The sequence below is a fragment of the Mycobacterium sp. 23 genome, from assembly GCF_048287075.1.
Classification (GTDB): domain Bacteria; phylum Actinomycetota; class Actinomycetes; order Mycobacteriales; family Mycobacteriaceae; genus Mycobacterium; species Mycobacterium gordonae_B.
On sequence record NZ_JBLVUX010000005.1, the window covers coordinates 5,351,245 to 5,371,594 of the forward strand.

The window sequence follows — 20,350 nt, forward strand, 5'->3', positions numbered from 1 at the left end:
TCAGCTTGAAGTGGGCGACTTTGCGTCTGCTCGCGGCTATTTCCGGGCGACCACGAACCCCCGGATGATCGTCTCGACATCGTTGCTCTCCGAGACGGCCTGTTCGGCCAGGCTGGTGATGATCAATTGCACCAGGTAACGCTGGTTGTCCGGCGCTGGGCCGGTCGGCATCACCACCCGGTTCCAGCTGCGCATCCGCGCGCCCTTCAGCTCGTACGTGCCCTGGACCATCGACGACGGGAAGCCGTTGTAGTCGGCGGTCGAGGCGTCGAGTTGGTGGAAACTGTCCGGCAGGTCGGTGTTGGCGTGCTTGATCGCCTCGGTGGGATTGAATTCGCCACGCAGCTTGAACACCACCAGCATCGCTGCCGGATAGCTGTCGCCTTTGGAGATCATCACCGCTTTCGGGCTGGTCTTCGAGTCGACGGCGCGCGGTTTCCAGCCCGGTGGCGTCGGGATCGACACGACCATGTCGGTCAGGTCGCTGGGCAGCACCGGATCGCCCAGGACGCCTTCGCCTTCCAAATACTTCGACAGCGGAACCGGAGGCTCGGTGGGTTTCGGTGAGGTACTGGGCGCCGGCGACGGTGTCGTCCAGATCGACTGGTAATCAGCAGCTTTAGGTCCGCACGCAGCCGTGAGCGTCAACGTGGCCATCGCGACAAAAGCCACGCACGCGCGTATCGCCTTCACAGTCACAGAATCTCGCGCACCCCGTCGATCGGCCGAGCCAACCGGGTGCCTTTCGCAGTCACCACGAATGGCCGTTCGATCAATATCGGGTGGGCCGCCATGGCGTCGAGCAGTTCGTCATCGCTGGCATCGGCGAGGTTCAGTTCGGTGTAGAGCGATTCGCGTTTGCGCACCGCGGCCCGCACCTCGATACCCGCGTCGCGGATCATGCGCACCAACTCGTCCCTGGACGGCGGCGTCTTCAGGTACTGAACGACGTCCGGCTCAATGCCGTTGTCTCGCAACAACTCCAGCGTCTTGCGGGATGTGCTGCATCTGGGGTTGTGATAGATGACGGCCCCACCCATCTAGGCGTCCCCGTCGAACAGTCCTGTGACCGAGCCGTTTTCGAAGACCGCGCGGATGGTGCTGGCCAGCAGCGGCGCGATGGACAGCACGGTGAGCTGTGGGAAACGCTTCTCCTCACCGATGGGCAGGGTGTTCGTCACGATCACTTCGCGGGCGCCGCAGGAGGCCAGTCGTTCGGCGGCCGGGTCCGACAGCACGCCATGGGTGGCCGCGATAATCACGTCCTTGGCGCCGTCGTTGTGCAACAGCTTCACGGCGCCGGCGATCGTTCCACCGGTGTCGATCATGTCGTCGATCAGCACACAGGTGCGCCCGGCCACCTCGCCGACCACGCGGTTGGACACCACCTGGTTGGGCACCCGCGGGTCGCGGGTCTTGTGGATGAAGGCCAGCGGCACGCCGCCCAGCGCGTCGGCCCACTTCTCGGCGATGCGCACCCGGCCGGAGTCGGGGGAGACCACGACCATGTTGCCGTCGGGGTAGTTGTCCCGGATGTATCCGGTCAGCAGGTTCTGGCCGCGCATGTGGTCCACGGGCCCGTCGAAGAAGCCCTGGATCTGATCGGTGTGCAGGTCGACGGTCACGATCCGGTCGGCGCCGGCGGTCTTGAGCAGGTCGGCCACCAGGCGCGCCGAGATCGGTTCACGGCCGCGGTGCTTCTTGTCCTGGCGGGCGTAGGGGTAGAAGGGCATGACCGCGGTGATCCGCTTGGCGCTGCCCCGCTTGAGCGCGTCGATCATGATCAGCTGCTCCATGAGCCACTGGTTCACCGGCATCGGGCAGGACTGCAGCACGAATGCGTCGCAGCCGCGGACCGACTCCTGGAACCGCACGAAGATCTCGCCGTTGGCGAAATCCCGGGCCGTCTGCGCGGTGACGTGGACGTCGAGTTCTTTGGCTACCTGCTCGGCCAGCTCCGGGTGGGCCCGGCCGCTGAAGAGCATCAGATTTTTGCGGTTATCGGTCCAGTCGTGGCTCACCGGGCTGCCCTCGCCGTGTCGGGATCGAAAGAAAAGGAACGCCCCATCGTAGCCGGGTTACCGGAAGACGAAATCACGGTGTCTCACTGGCTGCGGAGTCGCGGGTGGCCCGGTCAGCCGCTTCGGCCGCCGCTGTGCCGGGCCGCTTGCGCTGTACCCAATTCTCGATGTTGCGCTGCGGACCGGCCGAGACCGCCAGGGCGCCCGGCGGGACGTCCTCGCGTACGACGGTCCCGGCTCCGGTGTAGGCGCCGTCGCCGACGGTCACCGGGGCGACGAACATGGTGTCCGAGCCGGTGCGCACGTGCGAGCCGATGGTGGTGCGGCTCTTGTTGGTGCCGTCGTAGTTGACGAACACGCTGGACGCCCCGATGTTGCTGTGTTCGCCGATGTCGGCGTCGCCGACGTAGGTCAGGTGCGGCACCTTGGTTCCGGCGCCGATCGTGGCGTTCTTGGTCTCGACGAAAGCGCCCAGCTTGCCTTCGGCGCCCAGCACGGTTCCGGGCCGCAGGAAGGTGAAGGGGCCGACCGTGGCGCCGCCGCCGATGGTCGCCGACGCGCCGTGCGTGCGGCAGACGGTGGCGTTGTCGCCGACGCTCACGTCGTTCAGCGTGGTGTCGGGCCCGACGGTGCAGTGGCCGCCGATCTGAGTGCGGCCCAGTAGCTGCGTGCCCGGGTGGATCACCGTGTCGCGGCCGATGGTCACGTCGACGTCGATCCAGGTCGTCGCCGGATCGATCACGGTGACGCCGGCCAGCTGGTGAGCCGCCACGATCCGGCGGTTGAGCTCCGCGCCCAGCTCGGCAAGCTGGACCCGATTGTTGACGCCCGCGACCACGGCACTGTCGTCGATGTGCTGGGCGCTGACGGTGTGGCCGTCGCGGCGCAGGATCGCGATGACGTCGGTGAGATAGAGCTCCTGCTGGGCGTTGTTGGAGCTGAGCCGGCTCAGCGCGGACTTCAGCGCCGCGATGTCGAAGGCGTAGACGCCGGTGTTGACCTCGCGGATCCCGCGCTGGGAGGGCGTCGCGTCGGTCTGCTCGACGATGGCCATCACCTCGTTGTCCTGGGTGCGCAGGATGCGGCCGTAGCCGTGTGGATCATCGAGTGTGGTGGTGAGCACGGTGACCGCCGCCCCGGCGGATCTGTGGGTGGCGATGAGGTCGGCCAGGGTGTCGGCGTCCAGCAACGGGGTGTCACCCGCGGCGACGACGACGATCCCGGCGTAGTCCTCAGGCAGCGCGGACAGGCCGCACAACACCGCATGGCCGGTTCCCTGCGGCTTGTCCTGCAGGGCGACGTCGATGGTGCGGCCGAGGCTGTCGGCCAGCTCGGCGACCAGCGGCGAGATGCGCTCGTGGTCGTGGCCCAGCACAACGACGAGATGCTGAGGGGCAAGTTTGGTCATCGCGTGCAGGGAATGGGAGAGCATGCTGCGGCCGCCGAGGGCGTGCAGCACTTTGGGGGTGTCTGACCGCATCCGGGTGCCGGGCCCGGCCGCGAGGACCAGAACCGCGGTGTCACCACGAAAACTCATCAACTCTCCTCAAGTTTCGCCTGGCGAGCGTGCACACTTGCACGCCGACACGCCGTTAAGAGTGGCATTGAGTGCACGCTCGCGGCAAAAAAGCGGCATATAAGCAGAGCTCCGTCGCCAGGACTCGAACCTGAACTATCTGAACCAAAATCAGAGGTGCTGCCGATTACACCACGACGGATCGCTTCTGAGACTTTAGTCTGCCGCGCTGAGTGTGCGTTCACCGCTTTGACTGTGAGACCACTGCGGCCCTAGCGCCGAATCAGCACCGTAGGCGCACACGCAACGCGCTGAGCGCACACTCGATCGGTCAGCACCCCGATACCCTGAGCACGTGGCGCAACCGGATAAGGGCCCGGACAAAGAAGTGCGGGCGCCGCGCGCCCGGATGACCGGTAGCGAGCGCCGGCGCCAACTCATCGGCATCGCCCGCTCCCTGTTCGCCGAACGTGGCTACGAAGGCACATCGATCGAGGAGATCGCCCAGCGCGCCAACGTCTCGAAGCCCGTCGTCTACGAGCATTTCGGCGGCAAGGAAGGCCTCTACGCCGTCGTCGTGGACCGGGAGATGTCGGCATTGCTGGACGGCATCACCTCGTCGCTGACCAACAACCGGTCCCGGGTGCGCGTCGAGCGGGTCGCGCTGGCATTGCTCACCTACGTCGAGGAACGCACCGACGGGTTCCGCATCATGCTTCGCGACTCGCCCGCGGCGATCAGCTCGGGCACCTACTCCAGCCTGCTCAACGACGCCGTCAGCCAGGTCAGCTCCATCCTCGCCGGGGACTTCGCCCGCCGCGGACTGGATCCCGACCTGGCGCCGCTGTACGCCCAGGCACTGGTGGGTTCGGTGTCGATGACGGCCCAATGGTGGCTGGACACCCGGGAGCCCAAAAAGGAAGTTGTGGCCGCGCACCTGGTCAACCTGATGTGGAATGGCCTTACCCACCTGGAGGCCGACCCGCAGTTGCAGGACGAGTAGCAGCGCGGGGCAAGAACTTCGCAAGCGTCAACTGTTGTGATCGGTAGCAGCCCGAGCCGTGTGCACTTATGCACCAGAACCCGAACGAAAGGCTCATCATGCGTTCCCTGCTACCCGCGCTGTCCAACGCTCTGATCGGTCTCGCGATCACCCTGCTGGTTTCCGTGGGCTTGATGCTCTCGCCGCCCGCGCACGCCGAGCAAGGAAACTGCCCGCGTCTGCAGGCCTGCACCACCTGGTGCCCCGGTGACCCCAACCCGGCGGGACGCCCGGTGCCGTGGGACGGCAGCGTCTGCCACGACTATTACTGGGACTCCTACGGCGTCCACGACGTAGGCACCGGAGCTTTCTACTCCTGGGCCACGATGCCCTGGTAATCACCTGCCGGCGTCTCGACGACGACGGCGGGCCGGGGGAAATGCTCGGCCGCGCAGCCGTCGTCGAGCGCATCCTCGATGATCCCGGCCAGCTCGCGGGGATCGCCGCAACGCACACCGCCGAGGCTCAGTTCGGTGAGGATGACGCCGTGATGGGCGCGTACGTCGGCCATCGCGGCGACCATCCGCCGAATCGCTTCTCCGCACAAGGCCGGGTCGGCGATATGGCAGTGCATCCCGACCAGGTCGAGAGTGCGGTGCGCGAGCACCCACCGGACCCCGTCGGCGGCGTGATTGCCACCCAGAGTGAACCCGAACTCCTGGTCACTGATCCCAGCACCGCGTTGCCCGTGGATGTCGACATCCGGAATGACCTGGATGAGCACGCGTTGGTGTCGCACCAGATTGGCCAGGTAGCCGACTTCCAGCGGGTCGTCGACAACGATGCGGCCCACGCCGGCGGCCGCCGCGCCGCCCAGCTCGTCAAGGGACATCGCGTTCACGTGCACGATGACGTGGGCTGGGTCGATTCCACTGGATAGGGCGACCGCCAGTTCTCCGGACGAGCAGACGTCGACGCCGAGCCTTTTGTCGCGCACCCAGCGGGCCACCGCCGCGGCCGAAAGCGACTTTCCCGGGTAGACCATCTCGACATCGCGGAAGGCTCGACGGCCGCCGCGGGCCCGATCCCGGAAGTCAGCTTCGTCACAAATGGCGGTCGCAGGCTCGATTGCACGGCCCAGAAGTCGCGGGGCTGCCCGGCCGGCCAAGGGCAGCATGTGCAGCAGTGTCATGCCTTTAAACTGCGCCGATGCCGGCACGAGCGGTGCTTCCCTAACGCTTTTTTGACGGAACCGGGCTCAATATTGACGAATTGCAGCGCCCTAGAATGGTGCACACCATGACCGCACCGGGGACTGCGAGCCCAGATACCCCGATCGCGGGGCTCGTCGAATTGGCGCTCACCGCGCCGACATTTCAACAGCTGATCGAGCGCGCCTCCGATCGACCTGAACAATTGCCGCTGGTCGGGCCCGCGAGCGCGCGCCTCTACGTCGCTGCTGCGCTGGCCCGGCAGGGGCCGCTGCTGGTGGTCACCGCCACTGGTCGGGAAGCCGACGACTTGAGCGCCGAACTGCGCGGCGTGCTCGGCGACGCGGTTGCGGTTTTTCCGTCCTGGGAGACGCTGCCGCATGAGCGGCTTTCGCCCGGCATCGACACCGTGGGCACCCGGATGATGGTGCTGCGCCGGTTGGCCCATCCCGACGATGCCCGGCTGGGCCCACCGCTGCGCGTCGTGGTGACCGCGGTCCGTTCCCTGCTGCAGCCGATGGCGCCGCAGCTCGGCCGCCAGGAGCCGCTGACCCTCACGGTCGGCGATGAGATTCCGTTCGAGGACCTCGTCCAACGCCTGGTCGATCTGGCCTATACGCGCGTCGACATGGTCGGACGGCGCGGTGAGTTCGCCGTGCGCGGCGGCATTCTGGACATCTTCGCCCCGACCGCCGAGCACCCCGTGCGCATCGAATTCTGGGGTGACGAGATCACCGAGATGCGGATGTTCTCGGTCGCCGACCAGCGCTCGATCCCGGAGATCGCCGTCGACACGCTGGTAGCCGTCGCCTGCCGCGAGCTGCTGCTCACCGACGACGTCCGGGCCCGCGCCGCCGAGCTGGCCGGTAAACATCCGGCATCGGAGAACACGGTCACCGGCAGCATCATCGACATGCTGGCCAAGCTGGCCGAAGGCATCCCGGTCGACGGCATGGAGGCGCTGCAATCGGTGTTGCAACCCTCGAACGACGGTACCCACACGCTGCTCACCGATCAGCTGGCCGAGGGAACCCCGGTGCTCATCTGCGATCCGGAAAAGGTGCGGACCCGCGCCGCCGACCTGATCAAGACGGGCCGGGAGTTCCTGGAAGCGTCCTGGTCGGTCGCGGCCCTGGGCACCGATGCGCCGGTCGACGTCGAACAGCTGGGCGGCTCGGGCTTCGCCGAACTCGACGAGGCGCGGGAGGCGGCCCGCGCCGCCGGCCATCCGTGGTGGACGCTGAGCCAGCTGTCCGATGAGTCGGCGCTCGAACTCGACATCAGGTCCGCCCCGTCGGCACGCGGGCACCAGCACGACATCGACGGAATTTTCGCCATGCTGCGCGCGCACGTCGCCACCGGTGGCTACGCGGCGATGGTGGCCCCCGGCACCGGGACCGCGCACCGCATGGTCGAGAGGCTGGCTGAGTCCGACATCCCCGCCGGCATGCTGGATCCGGGCCAGACGCCCAAGTCCGGAGTCGTCGGCGTCCTGCGCGGTCCGCTGCACGACGGGGTCGTCATCGCGGGCGCCAACCTGGTCGTCATCACCGAGGCCGACCTGACGGGCAGCCGGGCCACCGCCAGTGAGGGCAAACGGCTCGCTGCCAAGCGGCGCAACACCGTCGATCCGCTGGCGCTGCAGGCCGGTGACCTGGTGGTTCACGATCAGCACGGCATCGGGCGGTTCGTGGAGATGGTGGAACGCACGGTAGGTGGGGCCCGCCGGGAGTACCTGGTGCTGGAGTACGCGTCCTCCAAAAGGGGTGGGGGTTCCGACAAGCTGTACGTCCCGATGGACTCACTCGACCAGTTGTCGCGCTACGTGGGCGGGCAGGCGCCGGCGCTGAGCAAACTCGGCGGCAGCGACTGGACCAACACCAAGACCAAAGCCCGGCGCGCGGTGCGTGAGATCGCCGGCGAGCTGGTGGCGCTGTACGCCAAGCGGCAGGCCAGCCCGGGACACTCGTTCGCGCCGGACACGCCCTGGCAGGCCGAGATGGAGGACGCGTTCGGCTTCACCGAGACCATGGACCAGCTGACCGCGATCACCGAGGTCAAGTCCGACATGGAGAAGGCGATCCCGATGGACCGGGTGATCTGCGGCGACGTCGGCTACGGCAAGACTGAGATCGCGGTGCGGGCGGCGTTCAAGGCGGTTCAGGACGGCAAGCAGGTCGCCGTTCTGGTGCCGACCACGCTGCTGGCCGATCAGCATCTGCAGACCTTCACCGACCGGATGGCCGGCTTCCCGGTGACGGTCAAGGGGCTGTCCCGTTTCACCGACCCCGCTGAGTCCCGCAAGGTGATCGACGGCATGGCCGACGGCTCGGTCGACGTGGTGATCGGTACCCACCGGCTGCTGCAGACCGGGGTGCGCTGGAAGGACCTCGGTCTGGTGATCGTCGACGAGGAGCAGCGCTTCGGCGTCGAGCACAAGGAACACATCAAGGCGCTGCGCAGCCACGTCGACGTGCTGACGATGAGCGCCACGCCGATCCCGCGCACGCTTGAGATGAGCCTGGCCGGCATCCGCGAGATGTCGACGATTCTGACCCCGCCCGAAGAGCGCTACCCGGTGCTGACCTACGTCGGCCCGCACGACGACAAGCAGATCGCCGCCGCCTTGCGACGCGAGTTGCTGCGCGACGGGCAGGCCTTCTACGTGCACAATCGGGTCAGCTCCATCGACCGGGCCGCCGCCCACGTCCGCGAGCTGGTTCCTGAGGCTCGCGTGGTCGTCGCCCACGGGCAGATGCCCGAAGACCTGCTGGAACGCACCGTGCAGGGGTTCTGGAACCGCGAATACGACATCCTGGTGTGCACCACCATCGTGGAAACCGGACTGGACATCTCCAACGCCAACACGCTGATCGTCGAGCGCGCTGACACCTTCGGCCTCTCCCAGCTGCATCAGTTGCGCGGGCGAGTGGGCCGCAGTCGCGAGCGCGGCTACGCCTACTTCCTCTACCCGCCGAACGCGCCGCTGACCGAGACGGCCTACGACCGGTTGGCGACGATCGCCCAGAACAACGAATTGGGCGCCGGCATGGCAGTCGCCCTCAAGGACCTGGAGATCCGCGGCGCGGGCAACGTGCTCGGCGTCGAGCAGTCCGGGCACGTCGCCGGGGTCGGTTTCGACCTGTACGTCCGGCTGGTCGGCGAGGCAGTGGAGGCCTACCGCGCCGCGGCCGACGGGCAGACGGTGACCACGCCGGAGGAAACCAAGGATGTGCGCATCGACCTGCCGGTCGATGCGCACCTACCGCCGGACTACATCTCCAGCGACCGGCTCCGGCTGGAGGGGTACCGCCGGCTGGCCGCCGCCACCTCCGACAGCGATATCGCTGCCGTCATCGAAGAGCTCGTGGACCGCTACGGTCCATTGCCCGAGCCCGCCGAACGACTGGTGGCCGTGGCGCGGCTGCGGCTGCTGTGCAAGGCCTCGGGCATCACCGAGGTCAGTGCCGTTTCGACAACGGTTCGGCTGTCCCCGTTGACGCTGCCGGACTCCGCGCAGGTTCGCCTGGCCCGCATGTACCCGGGCGGGCGCTACCGTGCGACGACGTCGACGGTGCAGGTTCCCATCCCGCGTGCCGGCGGCATCGGCGCTGGGCACATCCGCGATGTCGAGCTGGTGCAGATGGTTGCCGATTTGGTGACTGCGCTGGCCGGGAAACCGCAGCAAGATGTTGGTATGACGAACGCGGGGAAGGAACGGGCCTGATGATTGTCGTCCTGGTCGACCCCCGGCGCCCGGCGCTGGTGCCGGTGGAAGCCATCGAGCTGCTTTCCGGCCCCGTGCAGTACACCGAAGAGATGCCGATCGCGGTGCCCTGGTCGCTGCCGGACGCGCACCCGGCCTACACCGGCGAGGACGCGCCGGTGCTGTTGTCGTCGGACCCCAACCATCCCGCCGTCACCGCCCGCCTGGCCGCCGGTGCCCGGCTCATCGCGGCCCCGGAACGCCAGCGCGGCGAACGACTGATCGACGCCGTCGCCATGATGGACAAACTGCGCACCGCCGGGCCCTGGGAAAGCGAACAAACTCACGACTCGCTGCGCCGGTACCTGTTGGAAGAGACCTACGAGCTGTTGGACGCGGTGCACAGCGGCAACGTCGACCAACTGCGTGAAGAACTCGGTGACCTGTTGCTGCAGGTGCTTTTCCACTCGCGCATCGCCGAGGATGCCGCGTTGCTGCCCTTCAGCATCGACGACGTCGCCGACACGCTGATGCGCAAACTCGGCAACCGGGTGCCGGGAGTGCTTGCCGGCGAAGAGATTTCGCTGCAGGATCAGCTGGCCAAATGGGAAGAGGCCAAGGCCGCCGAGCGCTCACAGAAGTCGCGCAACTCGGTGCTCGACGACGTCCACACCGGTCAGCCCGCATTGGCGCTGGCGCAGAAGGTCATTCAGCGGGTGTGCCAGGCAGGCCTGCCCGCCGAATTCATACCCGCCCAGCTCACCACGGTCACGCTCTCGGCCGATGTCGACGCGGAGAACACGCTGCGCGCAGCCGTGTTGGATTTCGTCGAAATGGTTCGCGGCGTCGAGAAGTCGATTGCCGCCACCCGCCGCGGCGACAGTATCGCCGAAGAACTCGACATGACGCCGTTGGGCTTCGTCACCGAGGAGGAGTGGCGGGCGCATTGGCCGTCCGACGGCCCGGCTCTCGAGGAGCCGGAGCCTGAGCACGACCTGGCGGTCGCCTCCGAGGTGCCGGGGGACCTGCCCGAAACACCCAAGGAGTCCCGGCCCAAAAAGCGCAAGGGACGGCGCTGACTCACAGGTTTGCGACAACTCAGAGAGGCCGCACAAACAGCCAGTTCGTGGGTCGATAGCCGGTGCGATTTTTGTGTGCTGGACGGTTCGGCGAGCGGGGGACTCCCGCGACTCATGGGACGATGAGCTAGGCCGAAATGGGTGAGTGGCCCCGATAGGGAGATCGACAGGGAGAGTTTGTGTCGCCGAGACGCTGGTTGCGTGCGGTCGCCGTGATAGGGGCGACCGCGATGCTGTTGGCGTCAAGTTGCACCTGGCAACTCAGCCTGTTCATCCCGGAGGGCGTACCGCCCCCGGCCGGCGATCCGGTGCCGCCGGTGGACACCCACGCCGTCGGGCGCCCCGCCGACCAGCTGCGGGAATGGGCCGAGGCGCGGGCTCCGGCGCTCGAGATGCCGGTCGTTGCGCTGGAGGCCTACGCCTACGCCGCGCGCGTCGCCGAGGTGGAGAACCCGAAGTGCCACATCGCCTGGACGACGCTGGCGGGCATCGGGCAGGTGGAGAGCCATAACGGCACCTACCGGGGGGCGACGATAGCTCCTAACGGTGACGTCAGGCCGCCGATCCGGGGTGTCCTGCTCGACGGTAGCGGCGGCAACCTGCGCATCGTCGACAACGACGGCAGCCTGCTCGACGGGGACAACGGCTTAGAGCGTGCGATGGGGCCGATGCAGTTCATCTCCGAGACCTGGAAGCTGTACGGGGTCGACGCCAACAACGACGGCACCGCCAGCCCGGACAACATCGATGACGCCGCACTGTCGGCCGCTGGTTATTTGTGTTGGCGCGGAAAGGATCTCTCGACTTCGCGCGGCTGGATCAACGCGTTGCGGGCCTACAACAACTCCGGCGTTTACGCGCGGGCGGTACGGGACTGGGCAACCGCCTATGCGGCGGGTCATCCGCTGTAGAAAGATGTACCGCCGGGGGCCTGAACAGAGCCAAGAGCGCAAAGGAGAACCCAGTGCCGATTATCGAGCAGGTCGGAGCCCGCGAGATCCTCGATTCCCGCGGCAACCCGACCGTCGAGGTCGAGGTCGCGCTGATCGACGGAACATTCGCCCGTGCGGCGGTGCCGTCGGGCGCGTCGACCGGTGAGCACGAGGCAGTCGAATTGCGCGACGGCGGTGACCGGTACGGCGGCAAGGGGGTGAAGAAGGCCGTTCAGGCGGTGCTGGACGAGATCGGGCCCGCGGTCATCGGTCTGAACGCCGACGACCAGCGGTTGGTCGACCAGGCGCTGGTCGACCTCGACGGCACCCCCGACAAGTCCCGGCTGGGGGCCAATGCAATCCTCGGCATCTCGCTGGCCGTCGCCAAGGCGGCGGCGGATAGCGCCGCTCTGCCCCTGTTTCGGTACCTGGGCGGACCGAACGCCCACATCCTGCCGGTGCCGATGATGAACATCGTCAACGGTGGCGCGCACGCCGACACCGGCGTCGACGTCCAGGAGTTCATGGTGGCGCCCATCGGCGCCCCCAGCTTCAGCGAGTCGCTGCGCTGGGGCGCCGAGGTGTACCACGCGCTCAAGTCGGTGCTGAAGAAGGAGGGGCTGTCCACTGGGCTGGGCGACGAGGGCGGTTTCGCCCCGGACGTCGCCGGCACCACCGCGGCCCTCGATCTGATCAGCCGCGCCATCGAGTCGGCCGGCTTCAAACTCGGTGTGGATGTCGCGCTGGCCCTCGATGTGGCGGCAACCGAGTTTTACACCGAGGGCACCGGATACAGCTTCGAGGGCTCGACCCGGACGGCCGATGAGATGACTGAGTTCTACGCCGGGCTGCTCAACTCCTACCCGCTGGTGTCCATCGAAGACCCGCTTTCGGAGGATGATTGGGACGGTTGGACCGCGCTGACGGCCGGTATCGGTGACCGGGTGCAGATCGTCGGCGACGACCTGTTCGTCACCAATCCCGAGCGCCTCGAAGAAGGCATCGAACGCGGTGCGGCAAATGCGTTGCTGGTCAAGGTGAATCAGATCGGGACGTTGACCGAGACGCTGGACGCGGTCGCCCTGGCGCACCACAGCGGATACCGCACGATGATGAGCCACCGCAGCGGCGAGACGGAGGACACCACCATCGCCGATCTGGCGGTGGCGGTGGGCAGCGGCCAGATCAAGACGGGTGCGCCGGCCCGCAGTGAACGGGTCGCGAAATACAACCAGCTGCTGCGGATCGAAGAGGCGCTGGGGGATGCGGCCCGCTATGCCGGCGACCTGGCTTTCCCCCGGTACGGAGCGGACCCCAAGTAGCTTGTCTCCCAAGCCCGATCCGAAACGGCGATCCCCGGCATCACGGCCGGGGAAGCCGGGTGATTCGGCTCGGGCGCGTCGGACCGGCGGTACGTCGAAGTCCTACGCCAGTCCTGTTTCCAGGCCGGTTTCCAAGCCGGCGCAGACGGCTCCTGACGAGAGCCGGTCCACCGGCTCGTTGCATGAGCATGTGGTGGATCCCATCAAGCGGTCCTTCACCGAATCCGTTGAGCAGCGGTCGGATCAGCGGCTGGGTTTCACCGCTCGGCGCGCCGCCATCCTGGCCGCGGTGGTGTGTGTGCTGACGCTGACGATCGCCGGCCCGGTGCGCACGTACTTCTCGCAACGCACCGAGATGGCGCAACTGTCGGCGACCGAGGCCGCGCTACGCCGCCAGATCGCGGACCTGGAACAACGCAAGGGCCAACTGGCCGATCCGGCCTATGTCGCGGCGCAGGCACGCGAGCGCCTCGGCTTCGTCAAGCCCGGGGACATTCCGTTCCAGGTCCAGCTGCCACCCGGGGCCGCGGCGGCGCCGCAGCCGGGTGCCGAGACGGGTGGCGCGGTGAAGAACGAGCCCTGGTACACCTCGTTGTGGCACACCATCGCCGACGCGCCGCATCTGCCGCCCGCGGCCGGCCCGGCGCCCGAGCAGGCGCCGCCGGTGGCGCCCAACCCGACGCCGCCCGGTGGTTGATCCCGCGGACCTGGAGGCGGTGGCGCGTCAGCTGGGTCGCGAGCCTCGAGGTGTGCTCGAAGTCGCCTACCGGTGCTTGGACGGCGAACCGGGAGTGGTGAAGACCGCGCCGAAACTTCCTGACGGGACGCCGTTTCCGACGCTGTACTACCTGACGCATCCGGTGCTCACCGCGGCGGCGAGCCGATTGGAAACGACGGGGCTCATGCGCGACATGACCGAAAGGCTGGGTCGTGATCCAGATCTGGCCACCGCGTACCGTCGCGCGCACGAGTCCTATCTGGCCGAGCGGGATGCGATCGAGCCCTTGGGCACCGCGTTCTCTGGCGGTGGCATGCCGGACCGGGTCAAATGCCTGCACGTGCTGATTGCGCACTCGCTGGCCAAGGGGCCTGGGGTCAACCCCTTCGGTGACGAGGCGTTGGCGCTGCTGGCCGCCGAGTCCGGTGCTGCAGCTTCTTTGGTTGGGAGACAATGGCTTTGACACGACTCGCTGGGATCGACTGCGGAACCAACTCGATTCGGTTGTTGATCGCCGATGTCGAGGGGGAGCGGCTGCGCGATGTCCATCGCGAGATGCGCATCGTCCGGTTGGGTCAGGGTGTCGACGCGACGGGGGAGTTCGCGCCCGAGGCGATCTCCCGGACCCGGGCGGCGCTGGTCGATTACGCCGGGTTGCTTCGTCTGCACGGTGTCGAGCGGGTGCGAATGGTGGCCACCTCGGCGACGCGCGATGCCGCCAATCGTGATGTCTTCTTTGCGATGACCGCCGAGGTGCTGGGGACGGTGATTCCGGGTGCGGTTGCCGAGGTGATCACCGGCGCCGAGGAGGCCAGCCTGTCATTCCGGGGTGCGGTCGGCGAGTTGGACAGTGCCGGTGCGCCTTTCGTCGTTGTCGACCTGGGCGGGGGTTCGACGGAAATCGTGGTCGGCACGGCGGCCGATGAGATCGTGGCGAGTTACTCGGCCGACATCGGTTGCGTGCGTCTGACCGAACGGTGTCTGCACTCCGACCCGCCGGCTGCCGATCAAGTCGCGGCGGCCCGCGAAGTGGTGCGTGAGCGGCTCGACGTCGCCTTGCGCGCGGTGCCGGTGGCGGGTGCGCGGACCTGGGTAGGGCTGGCGGGGACGATGACGACGCTTTCGGCGCTGGCGCAGGGTCTGACTCGCTATGACGCTGCGGCAATTCACCTTTCGCGCGTGCCGTTTGGTGAGCTGCTGCAGGTGTGCGACCGGCTGATTCGTATGACCCGGGCGCAGCGTGCTGCGCTGGGTCCCATGCACGAGGGCCGGGTCGACGTGATCGGTGGCGGTGCGATCGTGGTGCAGGAGTTGGCACGGGAACTGGGTTCGCGTGCCGGTATTACGGAGTTGGTGGTCAGTGAGCACGACATCCTGGACGGGATCGTCTTGTCGATCGCGTAACGCCGGATGCTGCGACGACTTCGCGGGTGCTCGCGAATGGGCTGGCGAGCCGGCGCGGAAACTTGGGTGGATCGGCGGCGCGCAATTTATTGAAATCGGTTTGTCGAACTTGAGATACATATGTCTTTTTTGCACCAAAAGCAAACCGGTCTAGACGAAAAAACTGTTAGTGCTATCCGCGGTATGCCCCGATTTCGGTGCCTTCTTGTACCGTAGGTTGCCGACATTGCTCAAACTAAATTCACTACTCAAATCGCGTCACACCTGTTTTCGGCGTTCACGTCAGGTCACTTGTTCAACATAGACACGAATCGAGGGGACATTGTGTTGAGGCTCTCTGCTACGGCGCTGCAGCGCGGTAGCGCTCCGGTGCTGCACGACTCGATTCTGGATGCGGTGCGGCTCTTGCTGTTGACTCGCGATTGGTCCGCCATCACTTTGTCGGATGTGGCTCGCGCCGCCGGTATCAGCCGGCAGACGATCTACAACGAGTTCGGCTCCCGGCAGGGCTTGGCGCAGGGTTACGCCCTGCGGCTCGCTGACCAACTCATCGACTCCGTCAAGGCCAGTCTCGACGCCAACAACGGGAGTACCTACGAATCGCTCCTGCAGGCCTTCCACGCGTTCTTCAGCGCGTCGGCGGCCGACCCGCTGATCATCTCGCTGCTGACCGGTGTCGCCAAGCCCGATCTGCTGCAACTTGTCACGATCGACAGCGCGCCCATCATCAGCCGCGCGTCAACCCGCCTGTTGACCGTGTTCGACCAGACCTGGCCGGTCGCCCGCGACGACGATGCCAGTGTCGTGTCCAGGGCGATCGTCCGCCTGTGCCTGAGCTACATCTCGATGCCGCCCGAGACCGGCCAGGACGTCGCGGCGGACCTGGCCGGATTGATAACCCCGATGGTAGAGCGGCGCTTCGCCGTCGATGATTCCGACGACACCGGAGTGGCGGCCAACGAGCACCTGGGAAACGCCTGACTCGTTAAAGTCTCAGCAAAGAAAAATCTGTCTCATTTCCGTTTTAGCGCCGGGCCGAAACGCCGCTGCGGTATGCATACACCGTCGGGCTTCGCACAGTAGGTTTATACGTATGAACGGCGGTCAATATTGCGTGGGCGAACGCGTTCGCGTCTATCCCGGTGGTAACAGGGAATGTAGCGGGGTCATCGTGGAGGATTTCGCAGAAACTGCCGGCTACTCCGTCTCCATCGGTGACCAACAGATCGTCAACGCGAGTCGGCGCTGGGCCGTCGCCCTCGACGACGGGACATTGGTGTTCGTAGACACCAACGACTTACAGGCGTCAGCAGACCCGGCGATCGACTAGCGCGGAGTCGTCGTGGTGCCGCAGATGCCGATACTTCACGCCTCGAAGCGGTAGCCCATGCCGGATTCGGTCAGCAGATGCCGGGGATGCGACGGATCATCCTCGAGCTTGCGCCGAAGCTGCGCCAGATACACCCGCAGATAATGGGTTTCGGTCGCATACCCCGGACCCCAGACCTCCTTCAAAAGCTCCTCGCGACCGACCAGTTTGCCGCGATTTCGGGCAAGCACCTCCAGCATCCCCCACTCGGTCGGCGTCAAGTGCACCTCCGCGCCGTTCTTCACAACCTTCTTGGCCGCCAGATCGATGGTGAATGCCGCCGTCTCGATAACCGGCTGGTCGATCTCGGAGGCCGCGGTGTTGCGCCGCACCGCCGCGCGCAACCGGGCCAGAAACTCGTCCATACCAAAGGGTTTCGTCACGTAGTCGTCGGCGCCGGCGTCCAGCGCCTCCACTTTGTCCGCGGAGTCACTGCGCGCCGACAACACGATCACCGGCGCCGACAGCCAGCCGCGCAAACCCCCCAGCACGTCGATACCCGAGATGTCCGGCAACCCGAGATCCAGGATCACCACGTCAGGCGGATGCTCGGCAGCGGCGCGCAATGCCCCTGCACCGGTCGAGGCGGTGGTCACCTCGTACCCCCGCACGGTCAGATTGATCTTCAACGCCCGCAGAATGTGTGGCTCGTCGTCGATCACCAATACCCGCGTCATGGCGCACCCAACTCCACCATGACGGTAAGTCCGCCGCCGGGAGTATCACCGGCCGAGATCGTTCCGCCCATGGCCTCGACGAACCCGCGTGCCACCGACATGCCCAGTCCCACACCGGTGGTGTTGTCGTGATCGCCGAGGCGCTGAAACGGCTCGAATATCTGCTCCTCGGCACCGTGCGGGACGCCGGGGCCCTCGTCGATGACATTGATCAGCACCCGGTCGCCGACCCGGCCCGCGTTCACCCGCACCACGCAGTCAGGCGCGTAGCGCAGCGAGTTGTCAATCAGGTTGGCCAGCACCCGTTCCAGCAGACCGGCATCGGCCATCGCCACCGCGTCGCCGACGTCGACTTTGACGCGGTCGATCGCAGAACGGAAGAAGCCGGTCGCACCGCGTCCGATACTGACCAGCGCGCGCTGTACCACTTCCTCTAGGTACACCCGCTGCAAATTCGGGTGGACCACACCTGCTGCCAACCGCGACGAATCGAGCAGATTGCCCACCAGTGCCGTCAACGAGTCGATGGACTCCTCGATGGTGGCCAGCAGTTCGGCGGTGTCCTCGGCGGAGAATGCGACATCTCCGGCGCGCAGGCTCGAGACCGCAACCTTGGCCGCCGCCAACGGCGTACGCAGATCGTGGCTGACCGCCGACAACAAGGAACGACGCAGCTCGTCGGCCCGCACGATCGCCTCGGTGCGGCTGGCTTCGTCTGCGAGTTCACGTTGCTTGATCAGACCTGCCGCCTGCGTCGCCACGGCGTGGAGCACGCGGCGATCCCGCGCGGCGAGCCTGCGGCCCCCCAGCAGCATCCAGAACTCGTCGTCTCCGACCTCGATCGCGGTATCGGCGGAATCGACTGTGGCGCAGGCGTCCTTGCCCACCGACGCGACCACACGGCTGCGCGGGCGCCCGTCGACGGTGTCTTCGCGCAACATACTGACCGCGCGCTGCGAATAGGTTTCGCGTACCCGCTCCAGCAGGGTGTCCAGGTCCGCGCCGCGCAATACCGACCCGGCGAACAACGTCAGCAGTTCGGCTTCCTGGGACGCGCGACGCGCTTCGCGCGAGCGCTTGGCCGCACCGTCGACCAGTACCGCGACCGCCACCGCGATCAACAGCAGGACCACCTCGGTGACGGCGGCAGAAGGCTCCGCGATCGTGAAGGTATGCCGCGGAGCGGTCAAAAAGTAGTTCAGCAGCAGGCTGGACAGCACACCCGATAGCACTGCGGGGCCGACGCCGCCGAATAAGGCGACCACAAGCACTCCGACGAAGAACAACGCGCTCGCGCCACTGGTGTCGAGGTACCGGTCCAGCCAGGTCAGCGTCCCGCCGCAGATCAGTGACGGCACGACGACCGCCGCCAGCCAGGACGCCACCCGGCGCTCCCGCGGCGAAATCGACGCGGTGCGCACCCCGCGCCTGGATTCCTCGTGGGTCACCATGTGCACGTCGATCTTGCCGGAATGCTCGACGATGGCCGGGCCGATACCCTCATCGAAGATGCGCGCCCAGCGGGGGCGCCGCGACGTGCCGACCACCAGCTGCGTCGCATTCATCTCGCGCGCGAAATCCAGCAGGGCGCCGGGTACGTCTTCACCGACGACGGTGTGCAGGGAGGCGTCCAAGCTGTTCGCCAGCTCGCGGATCTTGGCCATCCGGGTCTCGGACAGGCCCGCGAGCCCGTCACCGCGCACCACATGAACCACCATCAGCTCGGCGGTGGACTTCGATGCGATTCGAGACGCTCTGCGCACCAACGTCTCTGACTCCGGACCACCCGTCACGGCTACCACGACTCGCTCGCGGGCCTCCCAAGTCGCGGTGATCTTGTTCTCCGCGCGGTACTTGGCAAGCGCGGTGTCGACCTGGTCGGCCAGCCACAGCAACGCCAATTCCCGCAGCGCGGTGAGGTTCCCGGGACGGAAGTAGTTGGACAGCGCGGCATCGATGCGTTCCGACGCATAGACGTTTCCATGAGATAGACGGCGCCGCAACGCTTCCGGAGTGATGTCGATCAGCTCTACCTGCGATGCCTGCCGGACGATCGAATCGGGGATCGTTTCTTTCTGCTCGATGCCGGTGATCTGCGCGACGACGTCGTTCAAGCTCTCCAGATGCTGGATGTTGACCGTGGAGATGACCGTGATGCCGGCGTCGAGCAGCTCTTCGACGTCCTGCCAGCGCTTCGCGTTCTTGCTGCCCGGTGTGTTGGTGTGGGCAAGCTCGTCGACCAGGACGACGTGCGGATGACGCGCCAGCACGCCGGGCACGTCGAGTTCGGGGAAACTGCCGCCCCGGTATTCGATGAACCGCGGCGGGATCGTCTCTATGCCTTGAAGCAGCTCAGCGGTTTTCGCCCGTCCGTGAGTTTCGATGACTGCCGCTACCAGGTCGGTGCCGCGCTCCAGACGCCGGTGCGCCTCGCCGAGCATCGCGTAGGTTTTGCCGACTCCCGGTGCCGCGCCGAGATAGATGCGCAGCTCACCACGCTTGGCCCGGTGCTCGTCGAGGTTGACGTCGGTCACGTCAACCATCATCCTCCGCGACCCTAACCGTTGACCGGGTATCGGCGGTCGAGTTGCAGGTTGAGCTGCAGGACGTTGACACAAGGTTCTCCGGCGAAGCCGAGCACCCGACCCGTGCGGTACTGAGCGAGCACATCTCTTATCTGCTGCGGGCTCACATGGCGGGCCCTGGCCACCCGCGCCACCTGAAGGTCCGCGTAGGCCACCGAGATATCCGGGTCCAATCCACTGCCACTGCCGCTCACCGCGTCGGCCGGCACCACGGGGTCCGCGGGCGCGGCGCCGCGAATCGGCACGATCTGGCCTAGTGAGTAGTCCTCACCTTTCTTGGCGCACTCCACTCGCACCCCCTCATAGCTGGTCAGGAAGGGCATCGACGTCGACTCGCACGGTTCATTCACGCTGACCACCCGGGTGGGATGGACGACGCCACCGCGGGCATCACGGGGGCCGATCACCGCCAGCACCGCCCCGACACCATCCCCCGTGCAGAACGGCCGCGAGCCATCCACCTGTTCAAACTTGCCCACCGCCGCGCTGCGCGAGCACACCTGATTCAGCAGGCTCATGCTCTCTGGTCCGAGGTTGCTCGCACCGCTGGACAGCGGGTCATATCCGTTGCCTGCCGCCGACGGGCGGCTCTGGAAGTACTGCGGCAGCGGGTTTCCGGCAGAGTCGGTGAACAGCTGACCGATCAGCCGGCTGCCCACCGGCTTACCGCCGGCGGTGACGATAGATCCTTCGGCCTTGGCGTGCAGTCCCGGCAACTGGGCGACCAGCCAGATGAACAATGGATAGGCCAGTCCCGTAATCACGGTCAGCACCAGCAGCGCGCGCGCTGCGGCCCAATGGACGCGAAGAAAGCTGGAGAACTTCATG

At 66.6% G+C, this 20,350-nt stretch carries 18 protein-coding genes, 1 tRNA gene and 1 pseudogene; 11 read left to right on the forward strand and 9 right to left on the reverse strand.

The window, feature by feature from the left end:
* Nucleotides 1-36: 36 nt before the first annotated feature.
* The 5 genes from ACNQS7_RS25955 to ACNQS7_RS25975 form a co-directional block, all read right to left on the reverse strand.
* Nucleotides 37-693: an LpqN/LpqT family lipoprotein gene (locus tag ACNQS7_RS25955; protein ID WP_418014791.1), complete on the reverse strand. Its 657-nt coding sequence runs from the start codon at nucleotides 691-693 to the stop codon at nucleotides 37-39.
* A 2-nt stretch (nucleotides 694-695) separates the two neighbouring features.
* Nucleotides 696-1,040 carry an arsenate reductase (glutaredoxin) gene (arsC, locus tag ACNQS7_RS25960; protein WP_418014792.1) on the reverse strand — a complete coding sequence of 115 codons (345 nt, stop codon included), beginning with the start codon at nucleotides 1,038-1,040 and terminating at the stop codon, nucleotides 696-698.
* A complete protein-coding gene (locus ACNQS7_RS25965) occupies nucleotides 1,041-2,021 on the reverse strand; it encodes a ribose-phosphate diphosphokinase (protein WP_055581256.1) in 981 nt (326 codons plus the stop codon).
* 73 nt (nucleotides 2,022-2,094) lie between these two features.
* Complete coding sequence (glmU, locus tag ACNQS7_RS25970) at nucleotides 2,095-3,558, reverse strand: bifunctional UDP-N-acetylglucosamine diphosphorylase/glucosamine-1-phosphate N-acetyltransferase GlmU (RefSeq protein ID WP_418014793.1); 1,464 nt, start codon at nucleotides 3,556-3,558, stop codon at nucleotides 2,095-2,097.
* A 109-nt stretch (nucleotides 3,559-3,667) separates the two neighbouring features.
* Nucleotides 3,668-3,739, reverse strand: a tRNA-Gln gene (locus tag ACNQS7_RS25975).
* A gap of 207 nt (nucleotides 3,740-3,946) precedes the next feature.
* Here ACNQS7_RS25975 and ACNQS7_RS25980 point away from each other — a divergent pair.
* Both ACNQS7_RS25980 and ACNQS7_RS25985 read left to right on the forward strand, forming a co-directional pair.
* The gene (locus ACNQS7_RS25980) at nucleotides 3,947-4,540 is read left to right on the forward strand and encodes a TetR/AcrR family transcriptional regulator (RefSeq protein WP_055581266.1); all 594 of its coding nucleotides are present in this window, start codon (nucleotides 3,947-3,949) and stop codon (nucleotides 4,538-4,540) included.
* Between the two features lie 98 nt (nucleotides 4,541-4,638).
* Nucleotides 4,639-4,917 carry a hypothetical protein gene (locus ACNQS7_RS25985; protein WP_156452862.1) on the forward strand — a complete coding sequence of 93 codons (279 nt, stop codon included), beginning with the start codon at nucleotides 4,639-4,641 and terminating at the stop codon, nucleotides 4,915-4,917.
* 14 nt (nucleotides 4,918-4,931) lie between these two features.
* On the opposite strand, the pseudogene ACNQS7_RS25990 reads toward ACNQS7_RS25985, so the two are convergent.
* A pseudogene (locus ACNQS7_RS25990) lies at nucleotides 4,932-5,711 on the reverse strand (diaminopimelate decarboxylase); the annotation flags it as partial.
* Between the two features lie 107 nt (nucleotides 5,712-5,818).
* Between ACNQS7_RS25990 and mfd the strand changes: the two are divergent.
* The 9 genes from mfd (at nucleotide 5,819) to ACNQS7_RS26035 (ending at nucleotide 16,221) form a co-directional block, all read left to right on the forward strand.
* Entirely contained in the window at nucleotides 5,819-9,457 is a 3,639-nt protein-coding gene (gene mfd, locus ACNQS7_RS25995; protein ID WP_418014794.1) for a transcription-repair coupling factor, read from the forward strand.
* Nucleotides 9,457-10,515 (forward strand): nucleoside triphosphate pyrophosphohydrolase, encoded by a 1,059-nt coding sequence (locus ACNQS7_RS26000; RefSeq protein ID WP_418014795.1) that lies wholly within the window; start codon nucleotides 9,457-9,459, stop codon nucleotides 10,513-10,515. Before mfd ends, ACNQS7_RS26000 begins: the two co-directional genes overlap by 1 nt.
* A 179-nt stretch (nucleotides 10,516-10,694) precedes the next feature.
* On the forward strand, nucleotides 10,695-11,426 hold the full coding sequence (locus tag ACNQS7_RS26005; RefSeq protein WP_418014796.1) for a lytic transglycosylase domain-containing protein: 732 nt from the start codon (nucleotides 10,695-10,697) through the stop codon (nucleotides 11,424-11,426).
* A 53-nt stretch (nucleotides 11,427-11,479) separates the two neighbouring features.
* A complete protein-coding gene (gene eno / locus ACNQS7_RS26010; RefSeq protein WP_055581250.1) occupies nucleotides 11,480-12,769 on the forward strand; it encodes a phosphopyruvate hydratase in 1,290 nt (429 codons plus the stop codon).
* On the forward strand, nucleotides 12,723-13,466 hold the full coding sequence (locus ACNQS7_RS26015) for an FtsB family cell division protein (RefSeq protein ID WP_418014797.1): 744 nt from the start codon (nucleotides 12,723-12,725) through the stop codon (nucleotides 13,464-13,466). The genes eno and ACNQS7_RS26015 overlap by 47 nt, the downstream gene beginning before the upstream one ends.
* Nucleotides 13,459-13,950, forward strand: coding sequence for a DUF501 domain-containing protein (locus ACNQS7_RS26020; RefSeq protein WP_418014798.1), 492 nt, complete (start codon nucleotides 13,459-13,461; stop codon nucleotides 13,948-13,950). The genes ACNQS7_RS26015 and ACNQS7_RS26020 overlap by 8 nt, the downstream gene beginning before the upstream one ends.
* Nucleotides 13,941-14,891, forward strand: a complete 951-nt coding sequence (locus ACNQS7_RS26025) for an exopolyphosphatase (RefSeq protein ID WP_418014799.1) — start codon at nucleotides 13,941-13,943, stop codon at nucleotides 14,889-14,891. The genes ACNQS7_RS26020 and ACNQS7_RS26025 overlap by 10 nt, the downstream gene beginning before the upstream one ends.
* Nucleotides 14,892-15,212: 321 nt before the next feature.
* A complete protein-coding gene (locus ACNQS7_RS26030) occupies nucleotides 15,213-15,872 on the forward strand; it encodes a TetR family transcriptional regulator (protein WP_418016153.1) in 660 nt (219 codons plus the stop codon).
* Nucleotides 15,873-16,062: 190 nt separating this feature from the next.
* Nucleotides 16,063-16,221, forward strand: a complete 159-nt coding sequence (locus ACNQS7_RS26035; RefSeq protein WP_418014800.1) for a hypothetical protein — start codon at nucleotides 16,063-16,065, stop codon at nucleotides 16,219-16,221.
* A 35-nt stretch (nucleotides 16,222-16,256) separates the two neighbouring features.
* Here the strand turns inward: ACNQS7_RS26035 and ACNQS7_RS26040 are convergent, their stop codons facing one another.
* From ACNQS7_RS26040 to ACNQS7_RS26050, 3 genes are read right to left on the reverse strand one after another with little or no spacing between them, the layout of a single operon-like run.
* Nucleotides 16,257-16,937: a response regulator gene (locus ACNQS7_RS26040; protein WP_055581216.1), complete on the reverse strand. Its 681-nt coding sequence runs from the start codon at nucleotides 16,935-16,937 to the stop codon at nucleotides 16,257-16,259.
* Complete coding sequence (locus ACNQS7_RS26045; RefSeq protein WP_418014801.1) at nucleotides 16,934-19,483, reverse strand: DUF4118 domain-containing protein; 2,550 nt, start codon at nucleotides 19,481-19,483, stop codon at nucleotides 16,934-16,936. Before ACNQS7_RS26045 ends, ACNQS7_RS26040 begins: the two co-directional genes overlap by 4 nt.
* A gap of 11 nt (nucleotides 19,484-19,494) precedes the next feature.
* Nucleotides 19,495-20,349, reverse strand: a complete 855-nt coding sequence (locus ACNQS7_RS26050) for a potassium-transporting ATPase subunit C (RefSeq protein WP_418014802.1) — start codon at nucleotides 20,347-20,349, stop codon at nucleotides 19,495-19,497.
* Nucleotide 20,350: the final 1 nt, after the last annotated feature.

Bases quoted from the DNA above. Each gene is read 5' to 3' on its own strand.
- arsC (WP_418014792.1), bottom strand. From the start codon at position 1,040: ATGGGTGGGGCCGTCATCTATCACAACCCCAGATGCAGCACATCCCGC.
- ACNQS7_RS26050 (WP_418014802.1), bottom strand. From the start codon at position 20,349: ATGAAGTTCTCCAGCTTTCTTCGCGTCCATTGGGCCGCAGCGCGCGCG.
- ACNQS7_RS26000 (WP_418014795.1), top strand. From the start codon at position 9,457: ATGATTGTCGTCCTGGTCGACCCCCGGCGCCCGGCGCTGGTGCCGGTG.
- glmU (WP_418014793.1), bottom strand. From the start codon at position 3,558: ATGAGTTTTCGTGGTGACACCGCGGTTCTGGTCCTCGCGGCCGGGCCC.
- ACNQS7_RS26025 (WP_418014799.1), top strand. From the start codon at position 13,941: ATGGCTTTGACACGACTCGCTGGGATCGACTGCGGAACCAACTCGATT.
- ACNQS7_RS25980 (WP_055581266.1), top strand. From the start codon at position 3,947: ATGACCGGTAGCGAGCGCCGGCGCCAACTCATCGGCATCGCCCGCTCC.
- mfd (WP_418014794.1), top strand. From the start codon at position 5,819: ATGACCGCACCGGGGACTGCGAGCCCAGATACCCCGATCGCGGGGCTC.
- ACNQS7_RS26040 (WP_055581216.1), bottom strand. From the start codon at position 16,937: ATGACGCGGGTATTGGTGATCGACGACGAGCCACACATTCTGCGGGCG.
- ACNQS7_RS26045 (WP_418014801.1), bottom strand. From the start codon at position 19,483: ATGATGGTTGACGTGACCGACGTCAACCTCGACGAGCACCGGGCCAAG.
- ACNQS7_RS26015 (WP_418014797.1), top strand. From the start codon at position 12,723: ATGCCGGCGACCTGGCTTTCCCCCGGTACGGAGCGGACCCCAAGTAGC.
- ACNQS7_RS25985 (WP_156452862.1), top strand. From the start codon at position 4,639: ATGCGTTCCCTGCTACCCGCGCTGTCCAACGCTCTGATCGGTCTCGCG.